Source organism: Cobetia sp. SIMBA_158 (assembly GCF_046566945.1).
GTDB classification, from domain to species: domain Bacteria; phylum Pseudomonadota; class Gammaproteobacteria; order Pseudomonadales; family Halomonadaceae; genus Cobetia; species Cobetia amphilecti.
In genome coordinates, this window is the sequence record NZ_JAWJYL010000004.1 from 61,222 (window position 1) to 86,312 (window position 25,091).

Sequence of the window (25,091 nt, forward strand, 5' to 3'; positions counted from 1 at the left end):
GCCCCGCACCGCAAGACCCATAACAACGCCAACACAGGGCGAGTGATACGACATCACTTCCCGGCCGCCAGGCCTGCATCCCACCACAAAAGCAAACACAATACCGGGAGCACTACCATGCCATCGCCACTCAGCAAGCTGTCACGCCGTGACTTCCTCGACATCTCGGGTCGCTTCGGTCTGACCTCGACCCTGCTGGCCGCCACCGGCCTCGGCGCAGGTCTCACCGCGTCCACGCTGGCGCGCGCCGCCGACCAGGAGCAGCAGAAACGCTACAAGACAGCGCCCAAGTTCCAGCTGCGCTTCGGTGCTTCGGGCTTCAATGAGCGCAATCTCGATATCCAGAAATCCGGTCAGCTGTTCTTCGCGCGCGACCTGGAAGAGCGCACCAACGGCGCGATTCGCGTCGAGTTCATGGGCAGCAACGAGGTCTGCAACCAGCTGGACTGCGTCGGCAAGACCCAGCAGGGCATCGTCGATATCTACTCGGCCTCCACCCAGAATTCCTCGGGCAGCGCGCCGTATCTGAACGTGCTCGATTTCGCCTACCTGTTCCCCACCGTCGCCTCGATGTTCCACTTCTTCTATCACAAGAAGAGTGAGCAGCTGCTGCGCGAACCGCTGCGCCAGCGCCACAACCTGCAGTTCCTGTTCACCCACTGTGACCTGCGCGGCATCATGCTCGGCCTCAAGTGGCAGGACAAACCGCTGGTCACCAGCATCGATGATCTCAAGGGCACCAAGAATCGCGTCACCGGCACCCAGATGGGACGCATCGCGATGGAGCAGCTGGGCCTGAACCCGGTGCCGGTCGCCTGGGAAGAGACCCTCGATGGCCTGCGTCAGGGCCTGCTGGATGGCGCCGAGACCTGGATGAGCGCCGTGGCCTACGCCGGCATGGCACCAGTGGTGTCCCAGGCGGTCGACCTGCGCTTCTTCGCCGGTACCGAACACACCGGCATGAGCCTGCCCAAGTTCGACAGCCTCGGTTCCGAGCTGCAGGACCAGGTGATGGAGTCCGCCTACTGCGCGCAGATCTTCACCCAGGGCATGAACGAGGCCGGGCGCTTCGAGATCGTCGGTGCCACCGAGCACCCCGCCGCCGGTACCGTCTTCGCCGAGAACAACGTGCGCGTGGCGCCGCTGTCGGACGCCGAACGCTCACGCGCCGAGCAGATGTGCTCGCCGGAATTCAATCCCGAGCCGTGGGAGCAGTGGCGCGAACGCCTCAACAAGTGGTCCGGCGGTCTCGATATCTATCAGGAAATCCATGATGTCGCGCGCGAGATTCCGCGTGATGTCGCCGCCGTCAACGTCAAGCCGCAGCGCTGGTGGAGGGGGTAATGGGCGATACCACCATCTTCAGCCAACCGTCGAAGCAACCTGCCCTCAAGAAGGCTGCGCCCTGGGCGCGTCCCTTCCTGTGGCTGGACGCCCATCTGGAACAGGTCGTCATTCTGATCGCCTATTCCGGCATGGCCGGCATCATCTTCGTCGAAGTCATCCGGCGCTTCTTCTTCGGCCTGCAGGCCCCCTGGAGCACCAGCATTCCCGTGCTGCTGTTTCTGTGGCTGACCTGGTTCGGAGCCTCGCTCAACGTCAAGAAGCGCACCCATCTGAGCCTCAACGAGATACGCATGAAGCTGCCGCGCGGCGGCCAGTTCGCCTGCCTGATCCTCGATGCCGTGCTATGGATCGGCTTCGGGCTGATGGTGATCTACTTCACCACCACCCAGGTGACGCTGGCCTACGACAACTACGCCATCGTGCCGGGCACCGACAACGTCATGCAGTGGTGGTTCTACCTCGCCACGCCGCTGGCGTGGGTGATGATCATCTATCGCGTACTGCAGAACCTCTACGCCGACTGGGCGCGCTATCGCCGCGGCGATTCCTTCAACCTGCAACCGTCCATCATGGACTGAGGAGGTCAGCATGACAGACGGTATCTGGATCTCCCTGATCACGGCGGGCGTGACCGCCTTCTTCCTGCTCGGCGTGCCCATCTTCCTCGTCATCGGCCTGTGGGTGGTCGGCACCAGTCTGGTGATCGACTTCACGCTGGCCAATGTCGGCGTCACCCTCTTCCAGGGGCTGAGCTTCTTCGGCCTGCTGGCGTTGCCGCTGTTCATCCTCACGGGGGACCTGATCAACGCGGCGGGCATCGCCAAGCGACTCTCCGACTTCGCCTACTCGACGCTGAGCTGGATGCGCGGCGGGATGGGCATGTCGACCCTCGGCGCCTGCGGGCTGTTCGCGGCGATTTCCGGCTCCAACGCCGGTACCACCGCCACCATCGGTTCGATCATGCAGCCCGAGATGGTTAAGAACGGCTATGACGAACGCTTCGCCGCCGCCACGGCGGCCTCCGGCGGCACCGTGGGCATCATCATTCCGCCCAGCATCATCTTCATCGTCTACGGCTTCATGATGAACCTGTCGATCAGTGACCTGTTCATCGCCGGCATGGTGCCGGGCGCCTTGATGGTGGTCGCGATGATGGGGGCCTGCTATCTGGTGGCGCGCAAGAATGGCTGGGGTCAGCTGCAGCCCTTCAAGGCCGGTGTCAGCGCCAGGCTGGCGCGCAAGGCCTATCTGGGCTTCGCGACCATCGGCGTGGTGGTCTACGGCATCTACTCGGGCAAGTTCTCACCGACCGAAGCCGCCGCCATCACCGTGGGCTTCACCATGATCGCGGGGCTGTTGATCACCCGCGAGATCAGTCTCAGGAAGCTGCCGACCATCATGCTGCGCTCGGGTCAGATCGCCGGCATGCTGGCACCGCTGATCGCCATCTCGGTGGTCATGCAGCAGCTGCTGTCGGTGTTGGGTGCCGGTCAGGCGCTGAGCGAGATGCTCAGCGGCATCGACAACTACTACCTGACGCTGGGCACCTGCATGCTGATCATCCTGCTGGCGGGCATGATTCTGGAAAGCCTGCCGGTGACGATCATCCTGGCGCCGATTCTCGCGCCCATCGCCCAGCAGGCCGGGGTCGATCCGATCCACTTCTCGGTCATCTTCCTGGTCGGTGCCGCCATCGGCTTCGTCACGCCACCCTTCGGGCTCAACCTGTATGTGGCCAGCAGCATCACCGGCATTTCCTACGTCAGACTGGTCAAGTACGTGATTCCCTACTTCATCGCGCTGATCGCCTGCTGGCTGGCCATCTGCCTGGTGCCTTCCCTTTCCCTGTTCCTGGTAAACCTGTAACACTAGCCTCATCGACAGCCCCGCGAGGGGCTGTCTTCGTCTCATCATGGCAGCCTTCGCCAAGGGGCCCACTGCCGTGATGAATCGATGCACTGACGCCTTGCCACCCTGCCCCTGTCGGCCCCGGTCATCCCGAGTGACATGCGCCCGACAGCAGGATGAGGACACTAGATGAGCAAAGACACGCCCACCAATTCGACGCTCTTTCGCGCACTCGGCCTGCTGGAAGAAATCGTCACCACCCAGCACGCCGTCAGCGCTGCCGACCTCGAGAAGCGCTTCGACATCCCCAAGCCGACCGTCCATCGCCTGCTCAAGCAGCTGGAAGAACAGCAACTGATCAGCCGTGATCTGGATGGCCGTCACCTGCTGCCCGGCCCGCGCTTTCGGCGCATGTCGCTGGGTGCACTGGCCAATGAAGGCCTCAAGGTGCCGCGCCGCGTCCTGCTGGAACGGCTGGCGAAGGAAGTCGGCGAGACCTGCAACCTGACGCTGCTCGATGGCCACGAGGTGATGTATTACGACCGCGTGGAAACCAACTGGCCGGTGCGCATCCAGCTGGCGCCCGGTTCACGCCTGCCGCTGCACTGCACCGCGAGCGGCAAGCTGTTTCTGGCGCTGATGCCGCTGCATCGCCGCCGCGCCCTGCTCGCCCATCTGGCGCTGGAAGCGCACACGCCCTGCACCCTGACCTCGCGGGCCACGCTGGAAGAGGCACTCGACACCGTGGCGCGCAATCAGTTGAGCACCGATGATGAGGAGTTCATCCAGGGCATGGTCGCCATCGCGGTGCCGGTCTTCGATGAGGTCGGCCAGATCCAGGCGACATTGGCGATCCACGCGCCGCGCCTGCGCCACTCCATCGACTCCCTCTTGGAGTGGGCACCGTTGATGCGCCAGATCGCCACTGAGCTGGAAGGCACGCTCTGAGGCGCGCGCCTTGTGCGCACATGACGCATGAGGTGATCCCGTCCAGCCCCGGGTGACACCTGAGCCACGCTGACGATGGGCCATGATCCAAAACGCTCGCCCCCGCAGACAGTGATTGTCTGCGGGGGCGAGCGTTTTTCATGTGCCAACTTGCTGAGTACCGCTATCCCTCAAGCGTTTCTCTCCACCGGCTCAGGGCGTCGGTACCACCACCACCGGAATGCTGGCGCGCTTGATCACCCCCTTGGTGACCTTGCCCGCATAGGAGGCCACGAAGCCGCGCTTGTTGGTGGCCATGATGATCATGTCGCAGTCATGGCGCGTGGCGTAGCGGATGATCTCCGAGGCCGGATAGCCCTCCACCACATTCAGTCCGGCGATCACCGGGCGCGGGTCGCCGTTGTCATGGGTGCTCCAGAAGTCCTCCAGCATCTTTTCCAGGCTCTCTTTCGCCTGATCGAGCCGCTGCTGCATCAGGCCCTCCAGCGTCGGCTTGTGGCGGATGTTGACCTTGAGGGTGTTCATCACGTCATCCGACAATGACTTGACGGTGTGCAGCACATGCAACTCGGCACCCGTCGCGCCCGCCAACCACACCGAGCGCGCCAGTACCCGCTCACAGTCTCCGCGCAGGCCTACACAACACAGAATTCGTTTGACTGCCGGCATCGTCCTTCTCCTCGTTCATTGCAGAGCTAGCGTTCAGATGGCGCTTCAGTACCCCATCACCCTGGGTAGCCACAGCGAGATTTCAGGCACATAGGCGATCAGGAAGATGGCCGCCACCGAGCCCGCCGCGAACGGCAATGCCTTCAGGGAAATCTCCTCGATCGAGGCCCCGCCTATCCCCGAGGCCACGAAGAGGTTCTCCCCCAATGGCGGCGTCTGGAAGCCGATGGCCAGCGCGCAGACCACCACGATGCCGACGTGCACCGGGTCCATGCCCAACATGTACATGATCGGCAGCAGCACCGGGGTGAGAATCATGATCGCGGCCAGCGTCTCCATGAACATGCCGACGAACAGCAGGAAGAAGATGATCATCGCCCAGATCAGGTAGAGGTTGTCGGTCATCGCCAGCATACCCTCGGCGATATGGGCCGGCACGCGTTGCTCAACCAGCAGCCGCCCAAAGACCGTCGCCGTGAACAGGATCAGCAGCACGCGACCGGTGATCCAGGTGGTGGTCTCCAGGGTGCGCAGCGTCGGCTTCCACTTGAGTTCCTTGTGCAGGAAGATGCCGACGATCAGGGTGTAGACGATGGCGACGATGGCGGATTCGGTCGGCGTGAAGAGGCCGCTGTAGATGCCGCCCAGGATGATGAAGGGTGCCAGCATCGACCAGATACCCTTCTTCAAGGTGGCGCGAATATGGGGCCACGACCAGCTGTTGGTCAGCCCGCGATAGCCGCGTTTCTTCGAGATCACGTAGTTGATCATCAGCAGGAAGCCGGCGATCACCACGCCGGGCATGACGCCAGCGATGAACAGTTTCGGGATCGACAGTGTCTGGAAGTCACCGTGCATGGCCACCGCTTCGGGCGGCGGCTGCAGACCCATGCCGGAAATCCCGAAGATCACCATCGGGATCGATGGTGGAATCACCACCCCCAGCCCACCGGAAGAGGCCGTGATCGCCGAGGCATATCCACGGTCGTAACCGCGCTTGGCCATCGCCGGAATCATCAGCATGCCGACCGCCGCCGTGGTGGCCGGCCCTGAGCCGGAAATCGCACCGAAGAACATGCAGGCAAATACCGTAGCGGCGGCAAGTCCGCCCGTCACCGGCCCGGCGAAGGCCTCGGCGATATCGACCAGCCTTCGCGAGATGCCGGCTGCCTCCATCAGCGCCCCGGCCAGAATGAAGGCCGGCAAGGCCATCAGCGGGAAGGAGCCCACCGAGGTAAAGGCGATCTGCACGAACGCCATCGGGTTTTCATCGATGCTCAGATAGGTCGCCAGCGCCGCGACACCCAGCGAGACGGTGATCGGTGCGCCCAGTACCAACAGTAGGAAGAAGACGCCAAACAGGATGTAGATGATGGTGGAATCGATCATGACTTGCCGCCCTCCTGTCTGTCACTGGGCTGTCCATCACTGCCCTGTGCGTCACTGGCCTGTGGATCACTGGCCTGGCCGTCACCGCCCTGCTTCAATTCCTCCATTGCCTGGGAATCCGGGTCCACGATGTCTTCCTTGCGCACGAACTTGAGATAATTGGTCTGGATGATGCGCACCGTCATGGCGGTAAAGGCCAGCGGCAGAATCAGATAGAAGTACTTCATCGGCACACCCAGCGTCTGTGACTTCCAGAACAGATTCATCTTGTTGAACACGAAGTCGTAGCTGTAATAGATGAACACCGCATTGAAGGCGATCCAGATGATATCGGTCAGCACTCCGCAGAGGGTTTCCACCCAACGCGGCAGGAATCGAAACTGGAAGGTCACGCGGTTATGCGCCGACATGCGTGTGGCGTAGACGGCGCCTAGATAGGCAAACCACACGAAGGCATAGGTCGCCAACTCGTCTCCCCAGGGAATCGAGTAGCTGAAAAGGTTACGCAGCATGATCTGCGTGAAGAGAATGATGACGAACACCACCAGCAGAAACTGGCAGAGATAGTTCTCGATATTATCCAGAAACTTCAACAATACCCGCATGGATACACATCCCCCGACATCGCCAGCGATGACCACTTGACGCCACGTCTCCCCTGCCAGCGATCACATGTCGACGACATGCTCTTGGCATGCTCATGACAGGTGCCGGCAGGCAGGGGAATCCGGGCGGGCCTTGAAAGCCTCAGCCGTTCAGGAGGTCTTCAGGGCGCCGTGGACGGATCACGTCCGAGGGTCTCGAGCACCTCGACCAGCTTGTCGCGGCCGCCGATGCTGTCATAGAAATCCGGCCAGATGCTGGAGGCCTTGGCGATCCATTCCTTCTCGTCATTGGCGGGCTGGGTGATGGTCATGCCGTGCTCTTCCACCAGTGATTTCTTGATGGAATCCTCGGTGGCCAGCAGGTAGTCATAGCTGTGGGACGTCGCTTCTTCACCGGCCGCCAGCACCAGTTGCTGGTTCTCTTCGCTGAGGCTCTGGAAGGTGCCTTCGCCCATGATCAGCGGTTCCATCGAGAACACGTAACAGCTGTCGGTGACGTGGTTCTGCACCTCATAGAACTTCATGGCATCGATGGTGATGTAGGGATTGTCCTGACCATCGACGACGCCCTGTTGCAGGGCGGTGAAGGTCTCGGACCACGCCAGCGGGTTGGGGTTGACGCCCCAGGACTGGTAGGAGGAGATCATGATCTCGTTCTTGGGCACGCGAATGACCATGCCTTCCAGGTCTGCCGGTGATGCCACCGCCTGCTTGGAATTGGTCAGACGACGACAGCCGGAATAGGCCCAGCCCAGAATGCGGATACCGGAATCGCGCAGGGTGTTCTCGCGCAGCTCATCGCCGATCTTGCCTTGCGTCAGCGCCTTGGCATCGTCCGGGCCGTGGATGACATACGGCAGGGTCAGCACGCCGACGGTCGGCGAGAATGGCGTCAGGTTGTTGATCGCCACCACGGACAGGTCAACGAGGCCCATGCTGGCGTTGTTGACGGTATCCTGCTCGCTGCCCAGCTGGCCGTTGGGGAACAAGTCCACCTTGATGTCGCCACCGGATTTCTCTTCCACCAGGCTTGCGAAGGTCTTGCCCAGTTCATACTGGGTGCCACCGGCGGCATCGCCCAGGGCCATCTTCCAGGTCGCGGCATTGGCGCCAGCGGCCATGCCCAGACTCGCGGCAGTCACCACGATGGCCAGCGAGGACTTGAAGGCGCTGGCGCGAGATACGCTGGTGTGAGATACGCCAGTGCGAGTCAGCAAGCGGAGGTCTGAAAGGGTCTGTGTCGAGTCGATCATCTTGTCTGTCCCGTCGTTATTGTTGTTGCGGGCTCCTGACGGCTGCGCGTGATAGCGAGCGGGGTACTGCACCTCATATCGTCAATGACTTCGCGTCTGCACCACTATCTTGCAGCGCCTCATGTCATTCACGATTGCCATCACCTGCTCATCTACAGCCCCAGGAAAGGGAGTGTGAAGTCGCGTCGTGCTTGAACTGTGCTTTCGTTGTACCTGCCAGATCACTTTCTCCCCGTGCGCCATTCCTCGATAGAACCAGTCCGTCGGCATCGATGGGGCCAGTCCCGGCTGGCTATTGCTCTCCCGACGGGGGTCTGCCTCAATGAAGCCGTACCGGTGGCTGCCACCTCAGGGCAGGCAGCGCCCCGCGCGCCACTCACTGACGGCGCACCGCAGGGCAATCAGGTACAGAAAATGCATATAAAACGGGCACTTCCGCTGGAAAGTCCTCGTGACGACACGCTCGCGAAAACAATAGAGAACACGCATGAGCCACCCGCTGTTTCACCTCGATTCCTCGCGCAAGGAAAGCCTGCAATTCCAGATTCGCGAGCAGATTTCCCAGGCGATTCTCGAAGGCCATCTGCCACGTGATGTCGCGCTGCCCTCCAGTCGCAAGCTGGCCCGCGAGCTGAATGTCGCGCGCAATACCGTGATGCTGGCCTATGAGCAGCTGCTGGAAGACGGCTTTCTGATCGCCCGCGAGCGCAGCGGTTACTTCATCAATCCCGAGATTCTCAAGGGCCGCGCCGACACGCCGGTGCGCCTCAATGATATCGATGCCGACAGCCTCGACTGGGATGAGCGGCTGGCCTTCAAGCCCTCTGTGCAGCGCGCCATCGAGAAGCCCGGCGACTGGCACAAGTACGACTACCCCTTCCTCTATGGCCAGCTGGACCCGGAATTCTTCCCCACCCAGCACTGGCGCGAGTGCAGCCGCGACTCGATGAGCGTGCCGTCGATTCGCAGCTGGTCGGTGGACCATCTCAACAATGACGACCCGCTGCTGATCGAGCAGATCCACCAGCGGTTGCTGCCCCGTCGCGGCGTCTGGGCAAGCCCGGAGGAAATCCTTATCACCGTGGGCACGCAGCAGGCGCTGTGGATCAGCTGCATGCTGCTGCTCAAGCAGGGCCAGCGTTTCGCGATGGAGAACCCCGGCTATGTCGACATGTACAACATCGCCAGCACCTTCACCGATGACATCCAGCTGCTGCCCATCGACGACAAGGGCATGCAGCCGCTGGAATCGCTCAAGGACTGCCGCCTGGTGTATGTCACGCCCAGCCACCAGTCGCCGACGACCATCACCCTGCCGCTGGAGCGTCGCCGCCAGCTGCTGGACATGGCCGAGACCGGCAACTTCCTGATCATCGAGGACGACTACGAGAGCGAGAGCAACTACGCCGACAACCCGACACCCGCGCTCAAGAGCCTCGACCGCCACAAGCGCGTCATCTATGTCGGCAGCCTCTCCAAGACCCTCGCCCCCGGTCTGCGCCTGGGCTACATGGTCGCGCACCCGACCCTGATTCGAGAGGCCCGCGCCCTGCGCCGCCTGATGCTGCGCCATCCGCCGACCAACAATCAGCGTGCGGTAGGACTCTTCATCGCGCGGGGCTATCACGACAGCCTGATCAATCAGATGCACCAGGTGATGCAGCGGCGCTTCCTGCTGATGCGTGACGCCATCCAGCGCCATCTGCCGATGATGAGCACGCCGGCCACCTACGGCGGCTCCTGCTTCTGGATGCACGGCCCGAAGAATCTGAATGCCCACCGCCTGGCCGCCCTCGCCCGCGAGCAGAGCATCCTGATCGAGGTCGGTGACCTGCACTTCTTCTGCGATCGCGACAGCCACCGCCACTACTTCCGGCTTGGCTTCTCGGCGATTCCGGAAGCGCGCATCGAGGCCGGCATCCTCAAGCTGGCCGCGCTGGTGCCGCTGGCGATGGAGGAGGCGCCGTCAGTTGCGGTTGCAGAGACTGAAGCACCGGAGACAGAAGCACCGGAGACAGAAGCACCGGAGACGGACGCAACGAAGACGGACGCACCGGAAGCACAAGCACAGCCGTTACCCCCTCAGCCCGCCCTGCCTACGCCCCACGGCGCATCACGTCGGCAGCGCGCCAGCTAGCCTGATCCTTGCGAGGAGATGAAAGGCGAGGAGATGAAAGGCAAGGAGAAAAAAGGCGAGGCGAGCCGCCGTATCGGCCATGGCTGAGGCAAACCCTCACCCCTCCCAAGCAACGACATCCCGAAATAATTATCTTCCGGATAACAAAGATGCTCCCGAACTGATCATGAAATCGATCAATGCGGGAGCATCCGGGTCATCGTGGCATCAGTGGCGAGTCACATTCTATTGCGCTTCATCCTTCATCGCGTACCAGCGATACAGGCAACGCTGGCCGGTGCGGCGGAACGGTGCGAACAGCGGGGATTCGACCTTGTTGAGCACATTGGGATACGGCAGGCGTGACTGGAAGATCGGCAGCACGAGATCCGCCGCGTCCTTGGCGATCCACTGGGCTAGGCGCTTGCCCGCCTGGGCGGAATACATCACGCCGTTGCCGCCATAGCCCATGGCGTAATAGATGCTCTGCTTCGGGTCCGGCTGATGGATGCGCGGCATCATGTCGTGGCTGACATCCACCCAGCCCCACCAGGAGTAATCGACCTCGATGCCGCTCAGCGCGGGGAACTTGCGATGCATGTCGGCGATCAGCAGCTGCTCGTATTGCGCCTTGGGCGCGTCACGCCCCGAGACGGCACTGCGACTGCCGATCTGCAGGCGGTTGTCCGGCAGCAGGCGATAGTAGTGGCGCAGCACGCGGGTGTCGGTGAGCACCTGATGGGTATGGAAGCGGGTCGCCTCGATTTCCTGCGCCGTCAGCGGGCGCGTCACCAGCGAGTTGGAGAGCACCGGCATCAGGCGCTTGTCGAGCTCCGGATGCAGCTTGCCGGAGGTGTAGCCGCCAGTCGCCATGCCCACCGAGCGCGCCTTGACCACGCCACCCGGCGTCGTCAGGTAGTGCACGCCATCGCGGGTCTCCCAGCTCTCCACCGGACTTGCCGGGTGCACCTTGACGCCCAGGCGGCGCGCCTTGCGCAGATAGCCGAAGGCCAACTTGCCCGGGTGCACGCCGATGCCTTCCGGTTCGTGCATCGCGCCGCAGGCCTCTTCATCACCGACCCACTCATTGCGCACCGTGGCGCCATCGATGATGCGGGCATCGTAGTTGAAGGTCTCGCGCAACAGGCGCGCTTCCTTCTCCAGCCCCGGCATCATGCGCTCGCGGTGGGCGATATACAGATGGCCGCCCGGCTGCGGATCGCAGTCGATGTCCTTGATCAGCTCCTTGAAATTCTCCATGCCCTCGACGCACTCGCGGTGCAGGCCGTGGGCGGCCTCGAGGCCGTAACGCTCGATCCACTGCGAGCGCTTGAGGCGACCGGTGGCACACTGCGCCTGCCCGCCATTGCGGGTCGAACAGCCCCAGCTGACCCGATTGGCCTCCAGCACGGTGGCCTTGATGCCGTACTTCTCGGCCAGCACGATGGCGGCGGTCAGCCCCGTAAAGCCGGAGCCGACGATCACCACATCGGCGTCGATATCGCCCATCACCGGGCCATCGTCTGCCGGCGGCTCGCCGGCGGTGGCGACCCAGTAGGTCGGCGCGTAGTCGCGCCCTTCGCCGGGGGTGGCGCTCACCAGCGGGTCATAGGCCGGGTCATACGGCCGCGAGGCCTGAGTGGCCGGGCGCTGCTCTGATTCGTTGCCCATGTCCGACGGCCGGGCGCCGTGCTGCACGATAGTTTCCATCTCGATCACCTCCTCTCACCCACGGGGCGCACGCCATGACCTGACGCCATGACGTGCTGCCCCCGAGGCAAAGACAGCTTCAGAAACCTCTTCCCTGATCGGTGCGCCGCTGGCGCTCAGACGTTGACGGGCGGACGGTTCTTGCGGAAGGCGTTCTTGATCGCGATCTTGCCGTCACGCAGCGTGAAGGCGTCGATCATGCGCGCTTCGCTGCGCGCGCCATCGGCGGTGGCACCGGTGTAGGTGCTGATGACGAAGCCACGCTCGCCATCGGCGAAGATTTCCGCGTCGATCCACTGGGCATCCGGCGCGTTCTGCCAGGCGGCGGAGAGGCCCGCACGCACGGCGTCCTGACCGGCGAAGGTCTTGCCTTCGAGTTCCAGCCCGGCGATGGCGAGGAATTCGCAGTCATCGGTCATCATCGACAGGCAGTCGTCGATGTCGTGACGGTTGAGGGCGTCGCAGAAGGCGGTCAGCAGTTCGATGGTGGCTTGGTGAGTCATGGGTCGGGCTCCGCAGTCTTGTTGTTGGGCTTGTTGTTGAGCTTTTGGCTGAGCTTGTTGTTGAGCTGATGAGCGGCAGCAAGCGCTGCGCCATGACCCGAGACTACGCCGACACTCGCACCGCCCTTTAGCACCAGTTGGCAGCCACCGATTGGGCCAGTTGGCACCAGCGGGGCTGCCTTGGTACCAACTGGTCCCATTGCGCCGCCTTGGGACGACTCAAACTGCAAGGGCCGTGGGCGCTGCCACACCCGGTGGCATGAAGGCCTCCGCTGACATGAAGCTCTCGCGCCCGAGCAGGATGTCACTGAGCAGGCGCGTGGCGGCGGGCGCCAGCACCAGGCCATTGCGGTAGTGACCGGCATTCACGTAGAGGCCATCAAGCCCCGGCACCGCGCCGATGAAGGGCGTGCCATCCGGCGTGCCCGGACGCAGGCCGGCCCAGTGATGCTCCGGCGCCAGCTCACCCAGCGCCGGCAGAATGCTCGCGGCGCTGGCATGCAGCGACTCGCGCGCCTGCGCGGTGGTGGACTTGTCGAAATCCTGATGCTCCAGGGTCGAGCCGATCAGAATCCGCCCATCGGCGCGCGGAATCACGTAGCGGCCATCGCACAGCACCACCCGCGACAGCAGCGGCGCATCCACACTGCAAAGCCCCGCCGCCACCGGATTGAACACCATCATCTGACCCTTCACCGGGCGCACCGGCAGCAGCACACCGGCGGCGGCGAGCAACTTGCCACTCCAGGCGCCGCCACACACCACGACGTTATCTGCGCTGACGGTCTCATCAACAAGCCGAACGCCTGTGACACGCGACGGCGTGGCAAACACCAGCTGGGTGACCTCGCACTCTTCACGCACCCGGATACGCGGATGCGCCAGCAGACGCGCACGCAGCGCCTGACCGAGACGCGGATTGCGGATGCTGCCGAGCGTCGGCATCCACAGCGCCTGTTGATGGCCACTGGCCAGATGCGGCTCGCGCGCGTAGAGCGCCTCACGCTCGATCACCTCCAGCGGCTTGTGCTGGGTGCGTGCCCAGTCCAGCGCCAGCGCCTCATCCTCGACCCGCAGGTAGATCAGGCCCTTCTGGCGGTATTCGGGGTCGATGCCGGTGGCGTCCTTGAGCGCCTCGGCAAGCCTGGGGTATTCGCCTTCTGACCAGCGTGACAGTGACGAGATGGCGCTCGAATAGCGCCACGGATACAGCGGCGAGACGATGCCGCCACCGGCCCACGATGCCTCGCGTCCGCACTGACCGCGCTCCAGCAGCGTGACCGTCTGGCCGGCCTCGGCCAGCTGCCACGCCATCATCATGCCCATCACGCCGCCACCAATGATCAGGGTATCGCTCATCTGCCTTGCTCCTGCGGGGAATGAACAATCACAAATCTCATATTTCGATACGATTTGCATTATTTTTAGAAACAAAGCTATATTCACAGCATTGCCGCCGCCCGGCCTGCCTGTCTCCCCGCGACAGGTCCACCGGGCAGCCACCAACAAGAATGACGAGGGAGACACCCCGTGAGCGACGCCACCTTGACGCCTTCCAGCAGTGATGAAAGCTCTGCCAATGATGCAAGCCCTGCCAGCGATGCAGGCCCCGCCGCCTCTGCCGAGCAGCCGCTGCCCGCCGGTCAGTTGCAGCCCACTGAGCTGCGCGGCGTGCGCGAGCTGTTCGGCATCGACAGTGACCTCAAGGTGCCGGTATTTGTGGAGCGCGACGCCCACGTGCCGGAAATCGATCACGCCTATCGCTTCAATCCCGATGTCACCCTCGCCATTCTCGCCGGCTTCACCAACAACCGCCGCGTGATGGTTCAGGGCCTGCACGGCACCGGCAAATCGACCCATATCGAGCAGATCGCCGCGCGCCTCAACTGGCCGTGCCTGCGCGTCAATCTCGATGGCCATGTCAGCCGGCTGGACCTGGTCGGCAAGGACGCCATCGTGATTCGCGACGGCGTGCAGGTCACCGAATTCCAGGAAGGCATCGTGCCCTGGTCGCTGACCCGCCCCATCGCGCTGATCTTCGATGAGTACGATGCCGGCCGTCCGGACGTGATGTTCGTCATCCAGCGCATTCTGGAGCGCGACGGCCACTTCACGCTGCTCGACCAGAACCGCGTGATTCGCCCGCATCCGCAGTTCCGGCTGTTCGCTACCGCCAATACCGTCGGGCTTGGCAATCAGGATGGGCTCTATCACGGCACCCAGCTGCTCAACCATGCGCAGATCGACCGCTGGAACATCGTCGCCAAGCTGGATTACCTGCCGCGTGAGGAAGAGGTGAAGATCGTGCTGGCGCGTGTGCCCGCCAAGGACAACGAGCGTGGCCGCGCCCTGATTCGCGCGATGGTCGCGGTGGCCGACCTCACCCGCAAGGGCTTCGCCAATGGCGACCTGTCGAGCCTGATGTCGCCGCGTACCGTGATCACCTGGGCGGAGAACTGCGAGATCTTCCGCAACCCGGCGCTGGCCTTCCGTCTCTCCTATCTCAACAAGTGCGATGAGCATGAGCGCCCGCTGGTCGCCGAGTTCTATCAGCGCTGTTTCGCCAAGGAACTGGAGGAATCCGCGGCGCTGATGGAAAGCGACCTGATGGATGAACAGGACAGCGACAAGGGAGCCCGGGCATGAGTGCGGCCCAGCAGGTACGCCGTCGTCAGCAGTATCTCGAGGAGCTTTCGGCGGCGAGTCTCGGGGCGCTCAGCGGTCAGGCCGGCTGGGCCTATCGGGGGCGGCGTCTGAGTCGGCATGCTCAGGCGTTGCCATTGCGCACGCCGCATCTGCGCCTTGAGGAAGATGACTGCACGCTCGACAACTATCGCGCGGTCAGCGATGCCATCGCGCTGCGCTTGATCCACACCGACGAGGCGCTGCATCTGGCGGCGCGTCCGGCGTTGCCGGAAACCCGCCTGATCTATGACCTGCTGGAGCAGCTGCGCGTCGAGGCGCTGGTCGACCCCGACATGCCCGGCGTGAAGGAGAATCTGGCGCGGCGCTTCACCGACTGGTGCCTGGCCTTCTATCACGCGGGCCTGACCGAGACGAGCAGCGGCATCCTCATCTATAGCGTCATCCAGTCGTGCTGGTCGCGCCTGATGGCCTGTGCGGTGATCCACGAGACGGAGGATTACATCGAGACGACGCGCGCCTCCTTCTATCAGGCGCTGGGCGCTGACATGGCGGGGCTGAGACGCACACGTTTCGATCAGGCGGCCTATCAGCAGCATGCGCTGAACATCAGCCTGTGGCTGGAGCAGGAACTGGCCGAGTCGCTTGAGGAGCAGGACGGCGAAGAGGATGACGAGTCTGAGGCCAGCCAGCGCTTCGCGCTGTTTCTGGAAAACGAGGATGAAGAAGCGAGTCTGCTCGAGGAGCAGGCGGCGTCGCAGCTGCCGAGCCATCGGCGTGGCGCGCCGGAGGAATTGCTGCCCTATCAGGTGTTCACCACGGCCTATGACCGCGAGCTGGAACCGGCCAGGCGCATGCGCGCGGCCCTGCTCGATGAGTATCGGCAGGCGCTGGATACGCGTCTGGCGGAGCAGAAGATCAACGTGCGGCGCCTGGCACGTCAGCTGGCGCGCCATTTCAGCTCGCCGCAGCGTGAGGGCTGGCACTTCGGGGAGGAGGAAGGGATTATCGATGGGCGGCGGCTGAGTCAGGTGATTTCCTCGCCGGCCGAGCGGCGGGTCTTCCAGCGCGAGCGCTGGGTGCCCGAGGCCAGTGCCCAGGTCAGTTTCCTGATCGACTGCTCCGGTTCGATGAAGGTGCATGGCGAGGCGGTGGCGATGCTGATCGAGATACTCACCCGCGCGCTCGACATGGCCGGTGTGCCCACCGAGGTGCTCGGCTTCACCACTGGCGCCTGGAATGGCGGCCGTGCCCTGAAGGACTGGCGACGCGCCGGCAAGCCCGCGCGTCCGGGTCGCCTGAATGAAGTGCAGTATCTGATCTTCAAGCCCGCCTCACTGGCGTGGCGACGTGCGCGCCGCAACTTCGGCGCCCTGCTCAAGGCCGATCTCTACCGCGAAGGCGTGGATGGCGAAGCCGTGCAATGGGCCTGCTCACGTCTGGCCGATAACACTACTGCCGACGAAGGCGCGCGCCGTCTGCTGATCGTCATCTCCGATGGCAGCCCCTGTGACAGCGCCACCAACATGGCCAATGATGAACAGTACCTCGACAGCCACCTCAAGCAGGTGGTCGCGCAACAGACCCGCTCCGGCCGCCAGGCCATCCTCGGCCTCGGCGTCGGGCTGGACCTCAGCGCCTACTACCCCAACCAGCTGATCATCGATCTTGAACGCACCCTCGACAACGCCCTCGCCGATGAAATCGTGTATCACATGGCGCTGGCGTGTCGGCATCAGGCTCGAAATAAAACATCAAAATAATCATTAATTGTATTCATAATTAATTTTCTTCAAAACTTCTGTTGGAGGGTAAAATCCAAATTTTCTTTTACGCCCAGCCTCAGAATACAAATATAAATATTTGCGAGCGCGTGAACCTATAACATATAGCAACTTCTTTGAACTTAAATCTTTTTCCTTTTCAGTAAAATGAGGAACCATTCCATCTAATAAACCAAAGGCTATAACCACATCATACTCTCCACCTTTTACACCATGGATTGTAGAGACATTGATGCCTTTATTGGCATCAAAGAAGCTCTTAAAGTATTCAATACCATCTGCACCCTCTATATCCTCTTTTTGCAAACGCTCTATACGTAACCAAGAGCTTTCTAAGAAATATTTTTTCTTGTCAAGAAGGTATTGAAAATCAGCTATATCGATATCGCAAGCACTGAGCGCTTTATCAAAGAAATCTTGCAGATATTCCAGTCCATTAGTTTGCATTATATTTAGCGCATTACAACAACGCAAAAACTTTCTCTCGTTTATTTCTCCTAAATATACACCACACTCGCTTAATTCCGCTAGGATTTCTTTAGCCCATCTCATTCTACGCATATACATTTGGGGTGAAGGATTAGTTAAGGCAATCCTTGACAATTTGTACCAAAAGTTTTCTACATCTCTGGCAATTGGAGACAAACCAGGCCCATTAAACTTATACATTGGCAATTTAGAGGCTAGCTTTCGTGTTATTGATGCTAGATAAAACCACTGTGGGGCAATGATACAAATTTGATCCGGTGAAATATTATGGTCGTCTACACTAGCAACAACTTTTGATGCTATTTCATCCACGATATTATCACTATCTATCTCCTTATTATATCGAACTACACTAGGATATTCCTTGTTATGTCCTTTAGGTATAATATTTGAGCCAAAAACTTTAAAGCATTGATAATAATCAATAATCCTAGAAGAAGATCTATAATTAAAGTCGAGTGAAAATTGTTCGATTTCCATATCCGTAATATGTCGTAATTCTTCAATGGTAATTGGGTACCCCCCCAAAGAACCATATATCGCCTGATTAGGGTCTCCCACTAAAAAAAGTCGTGTTTTATCTTTAGCAGAGCTCAATATTGTCGCTATTATAGAATATTGAATTTCCTTTGTATCTTGAAATTCATCTATCAAAACTATTTCAAATAGTGATGAAAGATGACGAGGTATTTTAGAGTTACTTGCAATAAGATCGTGTGATATCTTAAGCAGCAACTCAAAATCAATCAAATTGCAAGACCTTAAATAATCAAAATATCTTTCTAGAGCTAGTGAGATATTGTCATGTTTCTTTTCATCCTTACATGCTAGAATTATTTCTTTGCTTGTATAGTAATAATCACAATCAAAATTATTTATTTTGGGTGCTTTGAGTTCATTGCACAAACGCTTTAGCAGCTCCTCACGCTGATGCATATCGATAATATTGCAACCGCTACTTATTCTTTCATCATAAATACAATAAGGCTTGAGAATCCACTCCAAACAAAAAGCATGAATTGTACCTATCCATAACCTTACTGTATTAATGCCTAACCCTTCAATACGTTCGCGAATTTCATCTGCGGCTCTATGTGTATAAGTTATAGCAACAACTTTTCTGTTATTTATCGAAGGGCATGACAGCTCGTAAGCAATTTTGTATGTTAACGTTTTTGTTTTACCACTCCCTGGACATGCAACAAGGAAAATATTCCTATTATCTTTTACTGCTCTTGATTGAGCTTCATTTAAATCTTCATCTGACCAAGTGAACATCAATTAATCTCCTCGAGAATTTCATTTATTTGGTCATCTTTTAAATAAAACCTCATTAACTCCTTAAGATTTTTTAAAGTTATACGTCTAGACTTGTAGCTTTCTATATAACTCATTGCTTCACAATATTTATCTTCCTCAACAATGTGGTCAGCATGAAGCTTTTTTAATCTGTAATTATAAATGCTTGCGTATTGCTCAATTGTTAAGCTTTTCTGAGAAGCTAGAATAGCTTTCCAGATATACGCTGGAATTACTGTTCTATAATCAATTTTGCTTCCAAGCAAAATTGCAAACCAACCTTTACCTAAATTTTCTGCCATTGTTAATACTCTCTGCCCGTACAGTTCAATATTGCCTGAAGATATCTCCTGCCTAGATGAGTCAATGGTTGCCTGACTTGTATAAACATCTTCAATAATTTTATCAATATACCTATCATTGCCAGATTTAATGAAATCAACTTCAAAAGTATGTTCAGCATAAAACACTGACAACCAATTGTTACCAGAAACAAAGCCATCTAAATCCTCTTGCCTGCTGGCCCCCTTAGACTGAGAACCTGCATATTTTGATTTTCTTTTTCTTAACGAAGACGTATCGCTTCCACTATACGTAGTATCAATAAAAGCAGCATCTAAATCTGTAACAATACTGCAATATTTTTTTATTCTACAATCATTAAACAGTATAGCAACATTTTTAAATCCAGTACTCCTAATATTTATCAAGCTTATCCCGAGTTCATCCAATGATAAACCAGTGACCTGTTTAAACATTATAGGTATTAAAATCTCTTCTGCATCACCTTCAATAAGAATTGTGCTTTTTGCAAATAACAAGTTGCTGCGCACAGCATCTAGATATCGTTGTAAGTTACGTATTTCACTAGCACTGAGATCATTCGCAGGTTGGTATACCTCACACCCCTTATTTCCTTTGGCTATAATGTTAATATTTTTTATATTAGAGACTTCAGATAGATGTGTAGAATGTGTAGAATATATAATTTGAGTATTATGGTAACCAATTCGATCAAAAAGAGTTTTCTGGATATGTGTATGTATATGTGCTTCAGGTTCTTCAATAATTAAAAATTTGGCTATCGCATCTTCCTCTTTCTTATACTTAAACTCTAACAACTTAAGTGTTAGGAAGATTAAGTTAGCTCCACCAAGACTTAACTCACTAATATTATCTTCGTAGTCGTCTTCTGATTCACCAACAAAGAGCTTTAGCGACTTAAACAACTTGTCAGCTTCTTCAGGTAAATCAGATTTAACAGATAGTGATCGAGGAGCATAAGTTTCTCCTGCAGCATCTTTTATTGTACTAAGTATGTCAGACCTTACTGATTGCACCTCATCCAGCGATTCAATTGATTCATTTAGCTCAAGTACCTTATCAACTATAGGTTGCATAGTTACTTCTGAAATATCACCACTTTTCACCTTCAAAAGTGCTAACAAGGGATTAGTCCTATTGTTTCTGAATTCAGAAACCACATCCCTGAGTGCTTGTATGTATGTGAAAGATATATCTCTCGAAAGGGATAGGTAGCGGGGTAATTTAACACCAGCTAACGAATTTTCAACAACTCCCTTGAACTTACAATTATTAAAGTCTCCTACAAGCATTTTGTAATTAAGTGGATTTGTGAAGTCAATCGAACTTCTCCCTGTATATTCTGTCTCATAATCTTCTATCGTTATACTTTCACGTATTCTTTTTAGTTCTTCAAAATCCCCATCATCGATTTTTGCTAACTTATCTCTGATTGATGCTTTAGGCCTAAAGATCAGATTATATACGGCAGTGTCAGAATCATCCTGGTCTATAACTGCGGCAGAATGATTAAATAGAGCCTGAATAGGCTCATCGTTGGACAACTCACTAAATTCCGCACTGATAATAATCCAATGACCTCTCCAATCTCCTAATCCACGATAGAAGTCTGTGTCATTGAGTTTATGAGCTGCTCGAATAAGGTTATCGTCTAATAACAACCTAATAGCTCGAAATAAATTGGTTTTACCACCGCCGTTCTCGCCAATAATAGTATTAACCCCTTTATGAAAGGTAAAGCTTGAACTATTAAAATTCCGATAATTGACTATTTTTAATGAAGATATATACAATTCAGTCCCCTTAACCTAATACTAGCCAGCATATAAAATAACATGCTAACATTTAGCATGCATATTATTTTCAGTATCTAAATTTTCAACTCAATATTAGATAAAAAATAACTAATCTGTCCAGATAAAAGGGCATAACTGTGCTGGTAATTGTCTTTTATAAGGCAGGCATGCGCCTGCCTAGACATTAATTCATATAAAAACCATAAAAAAGAATTACCAAAATCAGCATTTCAAGATGCGCTGTTGTGCCTGAACAACAGTCACCGCAATGACATTGAGGATGTCGGCGGTGGAGCAGCCGCGCGAGAGGTCGTTGGCGGGTTTGGCGAGGCCCTGGAGCAGCGGGCCGATGGCTTCTGCGCCGCCGATGCGTTCGGCGAGCTTGTAGCCGATATTGCCGGCTTCCAGATTGGGGAACACCAGCACGTTGGAGGTGCCTTTGACGCGGGAGGTGGGCAGCTTGCGCTCGGCGATTTCCGCCACGATGGCGGCGTCGAGCTGCACGTCTTCATCGATGGCAATATCCGGACGTTGCTCGCGTACCCGATGCGCGGCCTGCACCACCTTGTCCACCGAGGCGTGATGCGCGCTGCCATTGGTGGAGAACGACAGCATCGCCACCCGTGGGTCTTCCCCGAGCAGAGCCTGGGCGCTGTCGGCGGCGGCCAGCGCGATCTGCGACAGCTCCTCGGCATCGGGGTCGATCACCAGCCCGCAGTCCGAGAAGATCATGCCGCCCTTCAGATTGTGGAACGGCTTGCACAGCATCATCAGAAAGAAGCTGGAGACCAGCTTGCTGCCCGGCGCCAGCCCCAGCAGTTGAATGGCGGTGCGCACCACATCGGCAGTGGTGAGCACGGCGCCGGCCACCGAGCCATCCGCCAGCCCTTCGCGCACCAGCATGTTGGCGAACGTCAGCGGATCACGAATCTTCTCGGCAGCCTGCTCCGCCGTCATGCCCTTGGCCGCGCGATGCGCGTGCAGCGCCTCGGCAAGCCTGGCGGTGTGCTCGGAGGTGGCGGGGTCGATCAGCTCGAGCCGTGCCAGCGCCTGATCCTCAAGCCCGACTTCTCTGGCGGTGGCGGCGATGACGATGGGGTCACCGACCACCATCACCTGCGCCAGGCCCTGCTCCGCCGCGCTGACCGCCGCCTGCACCACCCGCATGTCCTGCCCTTCACAGAGCACGATACGACGCGGGTCTGCCTTGGCCCGCGCCAGAATGTTGTTGAGTGCCTTCATGTCTGTCTCCTCGCTGCCCTTGCAGGCAGCCGACACATCCAAAAAGCCCCGGACATCTGAAATGGCCGGGGCAAGGGAGAGTTCCAGTCCTGCTTGCGCGTCGCGCTACACCCGCTTCATCGCGCTGCCATCCATGACCTGCACAGCGCGATCAGCGATGGGCGTTACACGTAATCCTGATACTTCTCGAGCAGACGCACCGGCTTCTTGAGGGCGTCGCGGCGGAACGGGTCGCCCAGTTCACGAGTACACATCACCTCGATGACGCAGGTCTTGCCTTCGTTCATCTGCATGTCGATGGCCTTCTTGAGGGCCGGGCCCACGTCTTCCAGACGGTCGACGGTGATGCCTTCGGCCCCCATGGAGCGCGCGATCTCGGCGAAGCTTTCGTTGTCCAGCTCACCGGCGACGAAGCGACGGTTGTAGAACTCGACCTGGTTCTTCTTCTCGGCGCCCCACTGACGGTTGTGGAAGACGACGGCCGTGACCGGAATGTCGTGACGCACGGCGGTCATGATTTCCATCAGACTCATGCCCCAGGCGCCGTCACCGGCGTAGGCGATGGCCGGACGTTCCGGCGCGGCAGTCTTGGCACCCATGATGGTCGGCAGCGCGTAGCCGCAGTTGCCGAAGCTCATCGGGGCGAAGAAGCTGCGCGGACGATCGAAGCGCAGGTAGCTGTGGGCCACGGAATTGATGTTGCCGATGTCGGTGGACACCATGACATCTTCCGGCATGGCCTTTTCCAGCTCGCGCAGTACCTGACGCGGGTGCAGGTATTCGCCGCCGGAGAACGGCTTCTCGTCCTTGGCTTCTTCGATGGCGTCGAGGCTGAAGGCGTCCTTCTCGTGGGTCCAGGCATCCAGCTCGGCTTCCCAGGCGGCCTTCTCTTCACGAATCTGGGTCAGACGCGAATCCTTGGAGGCATCGCATTCCAGATTGCGACCGGACAGGCGCTCGGTCAGGGCGATGGCCGCTTCACGCGCATCGCCGCAGATGCCGACGGAGATCTTCTTCACCAGGCCCAGCATCTTGTGGTCGGCGTCGATCTGGATGATCTTCGCGTCCTTCGGCCAGTAGTCCATGCCGTGCTGCGGCAGGGTACCGAACGGCCCGAGGCGCGTGCCCAGCGCGATGACGACATCGGCCTGGGAGATCAGCTTCATGCCCGCCTTGGAGCCCTGATAACCGAGCGGACCACACCACAGCGGGTGGCTGGCCGGGAAGGAATCGTTGTGCTGGTAGCTGTTGACCACCGGCGCGCCGAGACGCTCTGCCAGTGCCTTGCACTCCTCGACGCCATCGGCCATCACCACACCGCCACCGGAAACGATGACCGGGAACCTGGCGCTGGCCAGCAGCTCGGCTGCCTCATCCAGGCTCTTGCTGCCACCCGGGCCGCGGTCGACACGTGCCGGCAGCGGAATCTCGCATTCGATCTCGCCGTAGAAGTAGTCACGCGGAATGTTGAGCTGGGTCGGGCCCATCTCGGACATGGCGCGGTCGAAGCAGCGACCGGTGTATTCCGCCATGCGCGACGGGTGGGTCACGTGACCCTGGTACTTGGTGAATTCCTGGAACATCGGCAGCTGCTTGCATTCCTGGAAGCCGCCCAGGCCGATGCCGGTGGTGCCGGCTTCCGGCGTGACGATGACCACCGGGCTGTGCGCCCAGTAAGCGGCCGCGATGCCGGTGACGCAGTTGGAGATGCCCGGGCCGTTCTGGCCGATGACCATGCCGTGACGGCCGGAGACGCGAGCATAGCCGTCGGCCATGTGGGCAGCGCCCTGCTCATGCACCACCGGAATGAGGCGAATGCCGGCCGGGGCGAAGATGTCCATCGCATCCATGAAGGCGGAGCCCATGATGCCGAACATGTCGGTGACGCCATTGGCGACCATGGTTTCCACGAAGGCCTCGGAAGGGGTCATCTTCTGCTTGCCCTGCACGACCTTGCGATTGTCTGCGCTGTCTTGAGTGCTCATGGCGTCTCCAACTCTAAATTTTATGTTTATTGATACATTTAGTTCCGATTACCGAAACATGTGACCAAAATTAGCCCTCGCCGCGCGGTCCGTCAAGCCCGATTTCGAAAAATGATCAAAAACACTCCTTTTTTAGAAACTTCTTTCGATGAATGGAGTACTGTTAAAGTAGGCACAGCAACGCAAGGCACTGACGGGCCGAGCGTTTCGGCGCCACACTGCCCAGCGCACGGATTGAAGGAGGGAATAGCCCATGAACAGTGCCACCCAGCCCCAGGCAAGCCTGCCGCGTGACCGCAAGGACGCCGACAGGGACACCGGCAAGGAAGGCAGCAAGATAGAAGGCGATACGCCCGCCCAGCGTCTGCTGGCGCTGCTGGAAGTGATCGCCGCCAAGGACCAGTTCTTCACCCTGCAGGGACTGGTGGAAGAGACCGGCCTACCCAAGCCGACGCTGCACCGCATGCTGCAGCAGCTGGAAGGCAGCGGCATGCTGCAGCGCGAGGCGGACAACCGTCATTACAGCAAGGGCAGTCGCCTGCGCCGTCTGGCGGAGAACCTGCTGCTCAACGACACCGTGCAGGGCGCACGCCACGGCGTGCTCAACCGGCTGATGGAAGAGGTCGGCGAGAGCTGCAACATCACGGCGCTGTCCGGCAGCGAGGTGCTGTATCTGGACCGCGTCGAGACCCAGGCCCCGCTGCGCTTCTATCTGCACCCCGGTTCACGGGTGCCGGTGCATTGCTCCGCCAGCGGCAAGCTGTTTCTGGCCCAGATGCCGCCCGCCCAGCGCCGCCGCCTGCTGACAGGCACGCCGCTGAACGCGATGACGCGCAATACCCTGACTGACATCGAGTCCGTCGAGGCCGAGATCGAGCAGGTCCGCCAGCAGGGCTTCGCGCTGGATGATGAGGAATTCCTGCCCGGCCTGGTGTGCATCGCGGTGCTGGCGCCCAATCCCGATGGGCCTTCCAACATCGGCGTGGCGATCCAGGCACCGGTGATGCGCCAGTCGCGCGAGGACATGCTCAAGCATCTGCCGGCACTCGAGCGCGCCGCGCGCGATATCGCCGCCATCCAGCGCGGTGCGATACCCTCCGCCTGAGGCCAGCGGGCCGGGGCTGGGACTGGGAAAGAAGAG

The 25,091-nt window shown here is 58.6% G+C and carries 19 protein-coding genes; 8 read left to right on the forward strand and 11 right to left on the reverse strand.

Annotated features, from left to right (window positions below):
* The first annotated feature begins 117 nt into the window (after nt 1-117).
* The 4 genes from R2R70_RS08020 (at nt 118) to R2R70_RS08035 (ending at nt 4,143) form a co-directional block, all read left to right on the forward strand.
* On the forward strand, nt 118-1,344 hold the full coding sequence (locus tag R2R70_RS08020) for a TRAP transporter substrate-binding protein (protein WP_172978708.1): 1,227 nt from the start codon (nt 118-120) through the stop codon (nt 1,342-1,344).
* A complete protein-coding gene (locus R2R70_RS08025; RefSeq protein WP_410977760.1) occupies nt 1,344-1,925 on the forward strand; it encodes a TRAP transporter small permease in 582 nt (193 codons plus the stop codon). The genes R2R70_RS08020 and R2R70_RS08025 overlap by 1 nt, the downstream gene beginning before the upstream one ends.
* A gap of 10 nt (nt 1,926-1,935) precedes the next feature.
* Nucleotides 1,936-3,213, forward strand: coding sequence for a TRAP transporter large permease (locus R2R70_RS08030; RefSeq protein ID WP_054555518.1), 1,278 nt, complete (start codon nt 1,936-1,938; stop codon nt 3,211-3,213).
* Nucleotides 3,214-3,384: 171 nt separating this feature from the next.
* On the forward strand, nt 3,385-4,143 hold the full coding sequence (locus R2R70_RS08035; protein ID WP_043331346.1) for an IclR family transcriptional regulator: 759 nt from the start codon (nt 3,385-3,387) through the stop codon (nt 4,141-4,143).
* Between the two features lie 192 nt (nt 4,144-4,335).
* On the opposite strand, the gene R2R70_RS08040 is transcribed toward R2R70_RS08035, so the two are convergent.
* The 4 genes from R2R70_RS08040 to R2R70_RS08055 all read right to left on the reverse strand — a co-directional run bounded on the left by R2R70_RS08040 (nt 4,336) and on the right by R2R70_RS08055 (nt 8,059).
* Nucleotides 4,336-4,812 carry a universal stress protein gene (locus R2R70_RS08040; protein ID WP_043331347.1) on the reverse strand — a complete coding sequence of 159 codons (477 nt, stop codon included), beginning with the start codon at nt 4,810-4,812 and terminating at the stop codon, nt 4,336-4,338.
* 45 nt (nt 4,813-4,857) lie between these two features.
* Nucleotides 4,858-6,201 carry a TRAP transporter large permease gene (locus tag R2R70_RS08045; protein ID WP_410977761.1) on the reverse strand — a complete coding sequence of 448 codons (1,344 nt, stop codon included), beginning with the start codon at nt 6,199-6,201 and terminating at the stop codon, nt 4,858-4,860.
* Entirely contained in the window at nt 6,198-6,806 is a 609-nt protein-coding gene (locus tag R2R70_RS08050; protein ID WP_410977762.1) for a TRAP transporter small permease, read from the reverse strand. The genes R2R70_RS08045 and R2R70_RS08050 overlap by 4 nt, the downstream gene beginning before the upstream one ends.
* Nucleotides 6,807-6,967: 161 nt before the next feature.
* Nucleotides 6,968-8,059, reverse strand: coding sequence for a TRAP transporter substrate-binding protein (locus tag R2R70_RS08055; protein ID WP_410977763.1), 1,092 nt, complete (start codon nt 8,057-8,059; stop codon nt 6,968-6,970).
* 487 nt (nt 8,060-8,546) lie between these two features.
* Between R2R70_RS08055 and R2R70_RS08060 the strand changes: the two genes are divergently transcribed.
* Nucleotides 8,547-10,196 carry a PLP-dependent aminotransferase family protein gene (locus R2R70_RS08060; RefSeq protein ID WP_410977764.1) on the forward strand — a complete coding sequence of 550 codons (1,650 nt, stop codon included), beginning with the start codon at nt 8,547-8,549 and terminating at the stop codon, nt 10,194-10,196.
* A 225-nt stretch (nt 10,197-10,421) separates the two neighbouring features.
* Here the strand turns inward: R2R70_RS08060 and R2R70_RS08065 are convergent, their stop codons facing one another.
* The 3 genes from R2R70_RS08065 to thiO all read right to left on the reverse strand — a co-directional run bounded on the left by R2R70_RS08065 (nt 10,422) and on the right by thiO (nt 13,747).
* Nucleotides 10,422-11,885: an NAD(P)/FAD-dependent oxidoreductase gene (locus R2R70_RS08065; RefSeq protein WP_225347074.1), complete on the reverse strand. Its 1,464-nt coding sequence runs from the start codon at nt 11,883-11,885 to the stop codon at nt 10,422-10,424.
* A gap of 116 nt (nt 11,886-12,001) precedes the next feature.
* Nucleotides 12,002-12,388 carry a nuclear transport factor 2 family protein gene (locus R2R70_RS08070; RefSeq protein WP_410977765.1) on the reverse strand — a complete coding sequence of 129 codons (387 nt, stop codon included), beginning with the start codon at nt 12,386-12,388 and terminating at the stop codon, nt 12,002-12,004.
* A gap of 219 nt (nt 12,389-12,607) precedes the next feature.
* The gene (gene thiO / locus R2R70_RS08075; RefSeq protein WP_410977766.1) at nt 12,608-13,747 is read right to left on the reverse strand and encodes a glycine oxidase ThiO; all 1,140 of its coding nucleotides are present in this window, start codon (nt 13,745-13,747) and stop codon (nt 12,608-12,610) included.
* A gap of 171 nt (nt 13,748-13,918) precedes the next feature.
* Here thiO and R2R70_RS08080 point away from each other — a divergent pair, with 171 nt between their 5' ends.
* Nucleotides 13,919-15,034 (forward strand): AAA family ATPase, encoded by a 1,116-nt coding sequence (locus R2R70_RS08080; RefSeq protein ID WP_410977767.1) that lies wholly within the window; start codon nt 13,919-13,921, stop codon nt 15,032-15,034.
* Nucleotides 15,031-16,794 (forward strand): cobaltochelatase CobT-related protein, encoded by a 1,764-nt coding sequence (locus tag R2R70_RS08085; protein ID WP_410977768.1) that lies wholly within the window; start codon nt 15,031-15,033, stop codon nt 16,792-16,794. The genes R2R70_RS08080 and R2R70_RS08085 overlap by 4 nt, the downstream gene beginning before the upstream one ends.
* Before the next feature lie 3 nt (nt 16,795-16,797).
* Here the strand turns inward: R2R70_RS08085 and R2R70_RS08090 are convergent, their stop codons facing one another.
* The 4 genes from R2R70_RS08090 to xsc all read right to left on the reverse strand — a co-directional run bounded on the left by R2R70_RS08090 (nt 16,798) and on the right by xsc (nt 23,950).
* Complete coding sequence (locus tag R2R70_RS08090) at nt 16,798-18,582, reverse strand: UvrD-helicase domain-containing protein (protein ID WP_410977769.1); 1,785 nt, start codon at nt 18,580-18,582, stop codon at nt 16,798-16,800.
* The gene (locus tag R2R70_RS08095; RefSeq protein ID WP_410977770.1) at nt 18,582-20,720 is read right to left on the reverse strand and encodes an ATP-dependent nuclease; all 2,139 of its coding nucleotides are present in this window, start codon (nt 20,718-20,720) and stop codon (nt 18,582-18,584) included. The genes R2R70_RS08090 and R2R70_RS08095 overlap by 1 nt, the downstream gene beginning before the upstream one ends.
* A 225-nt stretch (nt 20,721-20,945) precedes the next feature.
* On the reverse strand, nt 20,946-21,965 hold the full coding sequence (pta, locus tag R2R70_RS08100) for a phosphate acetyltransferase (RefSeq protein WP_410977771.1): 1,020 nt from the start codon (nt 21,963-21,965) through the stop codon (nt 20,946-20,948).
* Nucleotides 21,966-22,129: 164 nt separating this feature from the next.
* A complete protein-coding gene (gene xsc, locus R2R70_RS08105) occupies nt 22,130-23,950 on the reverse strand; it encodes a sulfoacetaldehyde acetyltransferase (RefSeq protein WP_249330494.1) in 1,821 nt (606 codons plus the stop codon).
* A 253-nt stretch (nt 23,951-24,203) separates the two neighbouring features.
* Between xsc and R2R70_RS08110 the strand changes: the two genes are divergently transcribed.
* Nucleotides 24,204-25,055: an IclR family transcriptional regulator gene (locus tag R2R70_RS08110; protein ID WP_084589193.1), complete on the forward strand. Its 852-nt coding sequence runs from the start codon at nt 24,204-24,206 to the stop codon at nt 25,053-25,055.
* Nucleotides 25,056-25,091 lie beyond the last annotated feature (36 nt).

What these genes read in the sequence shown, in the direction of transcription:
- R2R70_RS08045 (WP_410977761.1), bottom strand. Translation starts at nt 6,201, where the DNA reads ATGATCGATTCCACCATCATCTACATCCTGTTTGGCGTCTTCTTCCTA.
- R2R70_RS08040 (WP_043331347.1), bottom strand. Translation starts at nt 4,812, where the DNA reads ATGCCGGCAGTCAAACGAATTCTGTGTTGTGTAGGCCTGCGCGGAGAC.
- R2R70_RS08070 (WP_410977765.1), bottom strand. Translation starts at nt 12,388, where the DNA reads ATGACTCACCAAGCCACCATCGAACTGCTGACCGCCTTCTGCGACGCC.
- xsc (WP_249330494.1), bottom strand. Translation starts at nt 23,950, where the DNA reads ATGAGCACTCAAGACAGCGCAGACAATCGCAAGGTCGTGCAGGGCAAG.
- R2R70_RS08030 (WP_054555518.1), top strand. Translation starts at nt 1,936, where the DNA reads ATGACAGACGGTATCTGGATCTCCCTGATCACGGCGGGCGTGACCGCC.
- R2R70_RS08050 (WP_410977762.1), bottom strand. Translation starts at nt 6,806, where the DNA reads ATGCGGGTATTGTTGAAGTTTCTGGATAATATCGAGAACTATCTCTGC.
- R2R70_RS08065 (WP_225347074.1), bottom strand. Translation starts at nt 11,885, where the DNA reads ATGGAAACTATCGTGCAGCACGGCGCCCGGCCGTCGGACATGGGCAAC.
- R2R70_RS08020 (WP_172978708.1), top strand. Translation starts at nt 118, where the DNA reads ATGCCATCGCCACTCAGCAAGCTGTCACGCCGTGACTTCCTCGACATC.
- R2R70_RS08085 (WP_410977768.1), top strand. Translation starts at nt 15,031, where the DNA reads ATGAGTGCGGCCCAGCAGGTACGCCGTCGTCAGCAGTATCTCGAGGAG.
- R2R70_RS08025 (WP_410977760.1), top strand. Translation starts at nt 1,344, where the DNA reads ATGGGCGATACCACCATCTTCAGCCAACCGTCGAAGCAACCTGCCCTC.
- R2R70_RS08110 (WP_084589193.1), top strand. Translation starts at nt 24,204, where the DNA reads ATGAACAGTGCCACCCAGCCCCAGGCAAGCCTGCCGCGTGACCGCAAG.
- R2R70_RS08035 (WP_043331346.1), top strand. Translation starts at nt 3,385, where the DNA reads ATGAGCAAAGACACGCCCACCAATTCGACGCTCTTTCGCGCACTCGGC.
- R2R70_RS08055 (WP_410977763.1), bottom strand. Translation starts at nt 8,059, where the DNA reads ATGATCGACTCGACACAGACCCTTTCAGACCTCCGCTTGCTGACTCGC.
- pta (WP_410977771.1), bottom strand. Translation starts at nt 21,965, where the DNA reads ATGAAGGCACTCAACAACATTCTGGCGCGGGCCAAGGCAGACCCGCGT.
- R2R70_RS08090 (WP_410977769.1), bottom strand. Translation starts at nt 18,582, where the DNA reads ATGTTCACTTGGTCAGATGAAGATTTAAATGAAGCTCAATCAAGAGCA.
- thiO (WP_410977766.1), bottom strand. Translation starts at nt 13,747, where the DNA reads ATGAGCGATACCCTGATCATTGGTGGCGGCGTGATGGGCATGATGATG.
- R2R70_RS08060 (WP_410977764.1), top strand. Translation starts at nt 8,547, where the DNA reads ATGAGCCACCCGCTGTTTCACCTCGATTCCTCGCGCAAGGAAAGCCTG.